At 35.5% G+C, this 9,873-nt stretch carries 7 protein-coding genes; all 7 read right to left on the reverse strand.

Going from position 1 to position 9,873, the window contains the following annotated elements:
* Positions 1 to 254: 254 nt before the first annotated feature.
* Positions 255 to 620: a tetratricopeptide repeat protein gene (locus ACG94X_RS16450; protein ID WP_419384761.1), complete on the reverse strand. Its 366-nt coding sequence runs from the start codon at positions 618 to 620 to the stop codon at positions 255 to 257.
* 163 nt (positions 621 to 783) lie between these two features.
* Complete coding sequence (locus tag ACG94X_RS16455; RefSeq protein ID WP_419384762.1) at positions 784 to 978, reverse strand: hypothetical protein; 195 nt, start codon at positions 976 to 978, stop codon at positions 784 to 786.
* Positions 979 to 1,489: 511 nt separating this feature from the next.
* Positions 1,490 to 1,930: a hypothetical protein gene (locus tag ACG94X_RS16460; RefSeq protein WP_419384763.1), complete on the reverse strand. Its 441-nt coding sequence runs from the start codon at positions 1,928 to 1,930 to the stop codon at positions 1,490 to 1,492.
* Positions 1,931 to 2,093: 163 nt separating this feature from the next.
* Complete coding sequence (locus ACG94X_RS16465; protein ID WP_419384764.1) at positions 2,094 to 2,555, reverse strand: hypothetical protein; 462 nt, start codon at positions 2,553 to 2,555, stop codon at positions 2,094 to 2,096.
* Positions 2,556 to 2,950: 395 nt separating this feature from the next.
* A complete protein-coding gene (locus ACG94X_RS16470) occupies positions 2,951 to 3,217 on the reverse strand; it encodes a DUF7710 domain-containing protein (RefSeq protein WP_419384765.1) in 267 nt (88 codons plus the stop codon).
* Between the two features lie 8 nt (positions 3,218 to 3,225).
* Positions 3,226 to 7,953: an RHS repeat-associated core domain-containing protein gene (locus ACG94X_RS16475; RefSeq protein WP_419384766.1), complete on the reverse strand. Its 4,728-nt coding sequence runs from the start codon at positions 7,951 to 7,953 to the stop codon at positions 3,226 to 3,228.
* Between the two features lie 64 nt (positions 7,954 to 8,017).
* The coding region (locus ACG94X_RS16480) for a type VI secretion system protein VgrG (protein WP_419384767.1) at positions 8,018 to 9,873 on the reverse strand (1,856 nt) is incomplete at its 5' end.

Genomic DNA, 9,873 nt, shown 5'->3' on the forward strand with positions numbered 1-9,873 from the left:
GTTAGATTGGCTTACACCATTAGAGAAATTTGCTCAGCTTGTTGATTATCATAAGACTTTTCAAACTGTCGCACCTCATGTTTGAATTCGCCTAGTAATATCCTTTTGAATAATAATATTTTTTAAGCGCTTTAAATTTTCAGTAGCTAAACTAAAATCATTCTCTGAAGCTATTTTATACTAATATTCTGCTTTATCTACATTCCTTGCAGTTCCTTCACCATGCTCATACATCCATCCTAAATTATTTTGAGCTAATGGATCATTTTTAAAGCAGATCTTTCAAAGTAATTAAATGCTTTTTTTAAATCTTTTTTAACTAAAGTACCATCATAATAAATTACTCCTAATTCTGTAATAGAGGGTGTAAAACCATTACTGTCAGCAAACAATAAATTTTCCATCATTTTTTCTGTTTCTTTTTCATTTTTATAGATAGTGCCTAACTGATGTGCAGCTAAATTATCCCCAAGTTCCTTCGCCGAAGTAAACCATTTTTTAGCACTTATTAAATTTCCTTGTAAATAATACAAATAACCTAGTGAATAGTGGGCTGGTGAAAAACAATAATTAGCAGATTTATTTAAATAAAACTCAGCAAGCTCATATCTATTTCTCAAAATATTTACCTAATTCTTTATTAATTCCTGTTTACCACTTGATCAAAGCGAAACTCTATACTATACATTCCTCCTATTAATCCAACTGCTACTTTCCTACAGCTAATTGTATTTAGTATATAAAAGTTTTTTTATCGTATGCTATTGAATGTAAGCACTACTATTAATCTTTTACCACACAGCTTATATTATTTTTAGCAGTAGTATAATTTAAAGTTATTGAAACTTTTTTATAAAATTGATAAGTAAAATGACCAGTATTGACTCCATCCATTTCTTTTTTATAAGTTGAAAATGTTACACCAATTGCTTGATTTTGTTTACAGAAAAGCTCACTAAAATTATTCTTTTCAACCAAGACCTACCCCTTTTGAGCAAGCCTTGGTCTTACCTCTTTCAAATAAATCTCATTATTAAAAGAACCTATTTTTTCTATAAAATAGAAAAAATCTGAAGATCTAACTGATTGAGTATCATATGAAACTAAATCATAATTTGAGAAAATGTATTGCATTTCTTTTAAATACTTAGCTTTATTTACATCTACTTTATTTTCTAGTTGTTCTAAGCTTTGACCCTATTCAAATTTTGATTCATTACAACCTAACAAGATTGTTGAAATAATTGATAGTAAAATAAGTTTTTTCATCATAATCCCCTAAATGAACGCATTAGCTCTATTGTATAAAATTCAGTAATTTTTCCTAAGTAAAATAAAATATATTTTACATTAAAATTTCACTTCATTATTCATTATTTATAAAAAATAATGACTAAATATATTACACAAAATCTTTAAAGTTAGATATTATTATGAATTCCAAATAGTTTTTTTAAATTTATTCCAACTCTATAACTGGGAGTTTATCTTAACGACAATGTTTAACACTTAAATCATTATAAGATAAACCGATTGACCATTCATCTATATTCTCATATCTAATTTCAGCCCCATCGTAGCCATAATGATGAGGGTTAATAGGGTATAATATCCCCATATAAATCGTCGTTCCTAAACAAAATTCATAAAAGCTATCTTGATCTGAAATCATTTTCCAACCATCATTTTCAAGCCTAACTTGTATTTTTTTAAAGTTATCAAATGGTAATTTTGACTTCTTGATTTCAGCTATTGCATATTTATTGTAAGGTTTATCGACCCAAACTTTTTCATTTGGACTATAACCACCAAAATAATAATTAATTATATTAGTAAAATATTTACCTTGTTGAGTTTCTTTAGTACTAGTACAAGAAGTTACACATAAAATTAGAGTTGTTAATAAGCTAATCTTAATCCAATCTATCATTTGTTATTTACCTTAATGAATTTAAACTCAAGAGGCTTGCTACCTGTTTCCGTTTCAGAATAATCGAATATAGTTGTACCAACCCCTTTTTCCAATCCTATTTGACCACTCAAAGAAAATATCTTTAGACTCTACTTAAGTTTGATTTTTAAAAATATCGAAACTATGTTTTACACTCATCAAACCCATGAAAACTATAGATATAGGAAATCACCCATTTATCTAAATTTTCTTTTTTAATTGTTAAAGTATCCCCTTTTAAGTTTCGATAAATTTCTTTCGTAGGATAAACCACACTCATCATATTATTAGAACCGAAGCAAAACAAATTTTGATCTTGGAATTCTGGGCTAATTTCTTTCCAACCTTCTTTTTTTATTTTATTAACAACATTATTATTAAAATAAATTTTTCCCATATCTGTTTTTTTAACATACACAAAATTTATTTCGGATTTTTCTTTTTTAAGCATATTCACATATTCATAATTCACTCCTTTAAGCACCTTTGATGTAAAATCAAGAGGATCAATATAACCAATTCTTTCAGTTTTTTGGGTGCATGAAATAACACTAATAAAAACACAAAATAATACAACATATTTAATCTTTAACATCATAACCATTATTTAACCTTATATGAATTAGACCTATTCAAATCTAAAATACTGCCATTGTAACTAACTCCTGCCTCACCAGCATAAGCTTTTTTAAAAATATTAACTGGATCTTCTTTAAGGCTTGAACCTGCTACTGTTACATGGACCAAATTAAGGCTTATAGAATGCCATTGTAAGGTTTTTTCATTGAATACTTACACTGTCCAACCACCAAAACAAAAAAGCCTTGACAATATCAGGGCTTTTTTGTTTTGTCTGACAAAGGTGGTGATAGTTAGATTAAAGCAATAATATGTTTATTTATAATAAATAAAAAATCTTCAAGATATTTTCTATTTAATTATTTTTGACTATGTATTTCTTCACATTTAAACACCTTATAATCATATTTCCATAGCCTGCTATTCTTGAAAATAATGTTCGTGCTCTAAATATGCACTACTAAATTTGGCTCTAAATTTACTATTTCTTTGTAAATCACTTTTTGGTTGCCAAAAATCTTTTTGAATTACCCAATCATAAACTGTAATATTTACAGGGTATTTAGTAAGCATACATTTTAGTTTATTTTCAAAAATATATTTTTCAGCTTCATTCTTTTGAATAAAACATCCAATAACATTTAAATTTTCACTACTTTGTATAACCCAAATATAATCATCATTCATGTCTTCACCTAATATATGGTTTCCAAACCATATGGATCACAATATTGTTCATAGCTTACTCCTAAAGTTTCTGCCTCCATAGCACAAAAACATTTACTTGATAAAGAGCTATCCTTACATTGAGGAATTGTAAAAATATGCATAGCACTTTGAACAAAACTCATTATACCTACAGCTTTTAAGGTTGTTCCAGTAGATTTAGCTGAAGTGCTATTAGGTTTACACGATGTACAACCATAATTTTGAAATTTTAAATATTTATTAATTTTATTAACATCTCTTCTAATTACTGACAAATTCTCATTTACAACTTGCTGCTGTTTTGATGACAAAGCAGGTTCTCCTTTTAATGGTTTACCATTTGCACCTATTTTAACAGTTTTTCCACCACCATTGACATGTGCATGTGCTGGTAAATGATCATTACCAAAATAATAATGTTCTATAGTAATACCACTTTGCTGGACTATCTTACTATTCGGAAGACTTGGCTCCCCATTTAATCCCAAAGCATCAACCCATTGTAGAGGATTATTCACATAAGCTAATTGATGTAAACCACCATTCAAGCCTATCGGATCTTTACTCATGTATCTTGCACTATAAGGCTCGTAATAACGATAACGGTTATAGTGTAACCCTGTTTCTTTATCGTAATATTGCCCTTGAAATCTTAAATTGGTTTGCTCAAGCAGATTATCGCTTGTATTAATTTCTAAAGCAGTGCCCCATGTATCCTGTTTGATTTCCCAAACACATTCCCCTAGCTCATTACTTAAAGTTTGTGGTGTACCGACTTGGTCACAGTGATAAAAGGTAACACGTTCTAATTCAGCTTTGTTCTTTCTGGTTTCAGTTTTCCATACAGGATCTTTATAAATCGAATAAGGTACATTTTGGAATTGACGATAGTCAGGTGTTTCTATCAGCTGAATAAAGCCTGTATAACCAGTCTGTAATAACGGTACAAAGCTATTCGGTTCATAGACATAGTGTTTGGTGTAGTCTTGCTGTTTTGATTGATTTTGGTTTGCTTGATATGACTCCCATATCATTAGATCACCATCCCAACCAAATAAAGTTAAACTGTGGTCTGTTTGGTTATTCTTAAATAATCGACGACCAAAAACATCATAACCATAGTCTGTGATTTGACCATTGTTGTCACTTTGAATCAGACGGTTTAAGTTATCCCAAGTGAGTTTTAAGGTCTGACCTGCTTGAGTGGTTTCAATCACATTGCCCTGTGCATCATATTTATAATGTTTGCCTTGATACTGGCTAATCAAGTTATTTTTCACTTGCGCAGCTTGTGTAGCAATTGGATCAATTAAGTTCCCCGCAGGATCAAAACTAAAGCTTTCAGAACTATACGGGTTTTGCGCTTTAATTAAACGCCCGATTGGATCATATTGGTAATTTAATTTGCCTAAACGACTATCATCAACTTGAGTCAGTAGGTAGTTGTTATCATAGTGGTAATGACGTTCTGCTTGAAATTGTACCCTGTCCGTTGTTTCTTGCTCTGGGCGAATGACTTGTGAGCTGAGTAAGCCCACATCATTATAATTCTTAGTTTGCACTAAACCATTGGCCAGCAGTCGTGTGGTTTCACGATGTAAATCATCGCGTTGGAATGCCACCATATCTTGTTGGTTAAAAGCAATGCCATAAATATGCCCCGATCCATAACTTAGATTGGCTTGTACTTGCCCATCAGGACGAATGGTTTGAGTCAAATTCCCCAGTTCGTCGTACTCATAACGTAATACTGCTGTGAGTGGGGTTAGATTTGCTACTTTATAATGTTGATGCTCACGTACCAACTGTCCGAGTTGATTGCGATAAAAATCAATTTGGCTTTCTGTATTAGTCGCTTTACTGAGTTGGTTATTTAAGTTGTATTCAAATTCTTCAACTTGGCTATGCCGAGTTTGCAAATGGGTATAGGTCTTTGATGCAATCGCCCCATCCATATGATAACTGAATTGAGTCAGAATATTCGGTTGGCGAATTTGGAATAAAAATCCATTATCATGGTATGTAAAGTGATTTTCTTCACCATCAAAGGCTTGTTCACGTACCAATTGCCCAAAACGATTATAGTCAAATAAATATTCTGCATGGTTTTGATTACTTAGTTTTTGAATTCGACCTTGCTTATCCCACTGGTAGCCGATTTGGTGTCTATTGGCATCGACCCGTTGTTCTAATAGCCCGACTTGATTGTATTTATATTGGGTGATTAAACCTTTGCTATCGGTATGCTTAAGTAAACGCCCTTCTTCATCATGTTCAAATTGTTCTTTTAAGCCATCAGGATAGATGATTGCTTGTAGCTGTCCTTGGTCTTTACCTTGAGTACTGTAGAGATACTGAACCTGTTGTGCATCAGCAGTAGCTTGCGCGGTTAGTATACCTTCATTGTCATATTCCCAAGCACTGCTTTTCCCTGAACAGTCGGTATACGACACCATCTGTCCGAGATCATTATATTGAATTTTCTTTGAGCCGCCTTTGGCATCAATCACTTCAACCAATTGATTATCATTATTATATTTATATTGGGTAGTATGCCCTAAAGGATTAATGTTTTTGCTAACATTGCCATCAGCATCATATTCAGTTTTCCAGATACTGCCTTCTGGGTCTTTGGTTTCGGTTAAGTTACCCTCTTCGTCATAGGCAAACAAGATGATACCACCATTTGGCTGTACAATTTTCACCAATTGATCTTGATCGTTATAAACTTGCTCTGTTTCTAAGCCTGCAAAATCAATTTGACGCGTAATCCGTTTTTGACTATCTCGAGAAATCCACTTTTCACGACCATCGGCTAAACGAATACGATAGGTAAAGCCATCTAAATCAAAATAATAATAGGCCGGAACATCATAAGCGTCATAGACTGCCACTTGACGCAAACGTGGATGCCATTCTAAACGGGTTTTAAAACTGCCATCATCTGCCCATTCCTCAATCGCTTTGGCTTTGGGTGCGGTAGATTCATATCGAATATTTTGCCCACGTCCAGTACGATCGGTATAATGGGTCAATTGATGGGCATGGTTATATTCATAACTGCGACTATGTCCATTTTGATCAATGGCTTTGATCAGATTGCCTTGCTGATCATATTCATAACGTGCCAATGCTTCCACTTGATCATCGACAAATGCTGCAATGACTTTGGCTTGTTCATTAAAAGCAAACCTGACTAAGTGTTTAGCGCGCTTCAATTGGAAATCAATCGCTTGTAAATAGGCAAATTGTTCAAATAATAAATAGGTCTGAACCACTTTTTCATCAGTCTGATCATTAAATTGTTGAACGAGGTGATAATGTTTTCCAGCATTAAAACTATGAAAATGGAAATTCCAGTCTGAACCGAAATTCAGCAATAAATCCCCATCATCATGTGGCGCAACACTAAAGCCTTCAAAGGGTACCTGATATGTTTCATAAACGATCGAAGCAGGCAGTTGATGTTTACGTCCATTGCTGTCGATAAATAAATACCCATTTTGGTTTTGTATGATCACATTGGAAAATGGCATCATCCAACGTGCCCCAATCATACTGTGGTCAAACTCATGCATTTGAGAGTTATATTGACGACTAAAGGCAAAACCAACTTTGGGTAAATAAAAATCTGAATGATTGACTCGTTCAGCACCAATCGCATAGCTGATACTATGTTTGGTTGCTGAATCAGGTAGTTTTATTACAGAACAATTCGGGTCATTTAAAGCATTCGCTTGTAAGGTGACAAACTCTAAAATATCACCATTGATATGCTGCTCATGTTCGCCTGTTTGGTTTAACGGCACACTGGCTGTGGCTTTTTTACCTTGAGTTTGGATGACTTTTAGGGTTTCTTGAATCAACCAAGCAAGGCTATATTGAGTTCCTGCATTGCTTTGTTGTTGAATCACTGTAGCAAGTTGTGGTGTCGCTTTAAGCACTTCTTCTGTTAATCGTGTTGCGATATTCGGGGTCATCTTTGCGGTCATATCAGCTTGTGCAGGTGTACCCAACAAATCAATCAATGGCTGTGCCCAGTTGCTAAACTGCTTGCTGGGATCACGTTTTTCAGCTGTTGCTCCCGCTGAAGCACCGCTGGGTAATCCAGCTACAGCACTACTGCTAAAGGCTTGGAGAATTGAAGTCCCTAGTGTCGTAGCACTCGACAATAAACCTGATAATTTACCTTGTGTTTCTTGTAGGAATTTTTCTAAATCGCCAGCCATCTGCGCATTTAAGTGTAGCTGCATCTGACGTAAATCAGCTTCTTTGATTTTGCCATTGGCTGGGTATAAACATTCGGCCATTAAACCCAGCATAGGACGTAAAGCCATACGCACATGTGCTTCTGTATTCGGTTGTAAAAATAAACCGATTAAGTTCATGCTTAACAATGCCGATTGTTGTACGCCTGCCTCAGCTTGTTTGGGTTCAGTGGCAAATAAAATAAGGTCTAAAACACTGCCGGATAATGCAAAGATATTGGCGACTGTCGCTACATTGGCGCTTGCTTTGATCTGTTCTAGGCTGGTATTTCCGCAAGCCTGTAAATAGTTTTGGATTTGATGGGCGATAAACTTATGGTCTTCTGTATGCGTCAGGCTGGCCAAATTAAATACTGCCAACTCTACCGCGGGCTTGGTCTCTTTAGCGGTTGGTTGTTGCTGTGTATTTGACCCTGCGGTCTGATTTTTACTGTCTATAAATGCCATAAGCTTAACCTTAATACGTTCTAATTTTTAATTTAATTTCAATCAATTAAAATTCAAAAAATGTTCAATTATTTATTTCGCGTGTTTTATATACATCTGGTTGTTCAGCAGTCGTTTTTCGCACAGTCACTTGTTTGGTGACATAACGAGACTCTTCCAGATCCATCCGTACCACATCCTTATCCATATCATAAATCGACTGCGGTTTTTTCACTTCAACAGGTGTTGTCGCTTGTGGAGTCTGTTGAGTCAAAATTGGCGCAGGCTGACTGATTTGTTGAGGAATATTTTGTGGGATCGTAGGTACTGATGCATCGCCTTTTCGAGTGGTAATGCTATAGGTTAAGAAGCGAGAGAAATATTCATCTTTTTTAATAAAATCATCCACCACTTTCACTGGGGCATCTAGCCCATTTTGAGCAGCGCCAAATGACTCTGCAACAAAACCTTGCCCCAGTGACGACCCAAATCCTGTTCCAGCAGTCATATTAGAAACCAAACCGCTGGTCTGTTGAGCAAACAATGCTGAGGCTTGGTCTTTAAAGAAATCGATGCCTTGATCTTTAATGTTTTGTAGGGATTGACTTGGATTAGCAATCATCTGTCCTACATTCATCATCTGTGACGGAGATAAATTTAAATTCAATGCTGAAGAGACGGAACCTAATGCACTTTGAGTAAATTGTTCTTTAAATTGTCCCAAGCTTTGTGTGCCTAAGTCTTTTAAAGCGTTTTTGCCCATATCTTTCAATGAGTCAGCATTCAAAGTGAATAAATTGTTTTTGAGTTGGGACATCATATTTTGTCCCACTGAATTTAATGTATTTTGTGCAAAGCTTGTGGCACCACCGACCACTTCTTCTGACCAAGTATAATCACGGTTAAAATGACTTGCTTTATCCCATGCACTCCGTGGATCAGTTTCAAATTCAACTTTGGCAGGGCCAGGTGCAATACCTGTCACTTGGGCAAAACCATTGCCATCCAGCTTGCCAGAAACTTGCTTGCCAAATGAGTCAATCACTTTAAAGCCCGTTTGTTTAAAGAAGTCTTGCCCACCATAGCTTTTTAATAAGTCGAGTGCGCCTTTGAGTGGATTCGATGGCGGCAGTTGTGCTGATTTACTGACACTGGCACCCGGCTTAAATGTGTGCTGCCCAGCATTGACCTCAAACTTACCGCCTGTTTTGGGGAAAATCCCTGAACCATTTAGGGCAATCTGTGAGGAACCGCCTGTAATCAACACTTCTTTTGGACTACTGATTTCTATCCGATCTTCTGTAGACGAGATGGTAATCCCCAGTTTGGCAAATACATCTAAAGCATCTGACTGCGCTTGAATTTCAACTTTACTCTGCGCTGCAATGGCTTTAATGCCACCTTGTGCCGCAAATAGACTCACTTTGCCTAAAGCTTGCCCCAAAAGATTCTTTTGGGTACTCAAGTTGATGCTATCGCCCGCAGTATAGTTAATGATGCCTGTGGCTGAAAGATGGATATCTTCAGGGGTACTTAAGGCAATCCCATCAACAGAACTGAGTAACATGATGGCTTTTTTATACTTGGCAACATCTTTTTCAATTTCTTCTGCAAAAGCTTTGAGTTGCTCAATCGATTCAATTTCATCAGTTTTTTGATTTTTAGCAATGTCACTTAAGGCTTTACTGTTGGTGTGACTGCCTTCTAATTGTTTCTTAGCAATTTCAGCATCTAAGTGTTCACCTTTGGCTTGGTCTTGTTTGTAGGTTGAAAGCAGTAAACCTTGCCCTGCTCGAACTGCTCCCCATTGGTCAGTTCTCAGCTCAAAACCTTCACCACGATCTTCACTGGTGTCTTTGTCTTTGGGATGACTGAGCTTACCTAAGTTAAGCTGGGTAGCACCATGACTGCTTTGCAATTGGGTACTGATCTGACCTGTAG

Source organism: Acinetobacter psychrotolerans (genome assembly GCF_048552595.1).
Lineage (GTDB): Bacteria > Pseudomonadota > Gammaproteobacteria > Pseudomonadales > Moraxellaceae > Acinetobacter.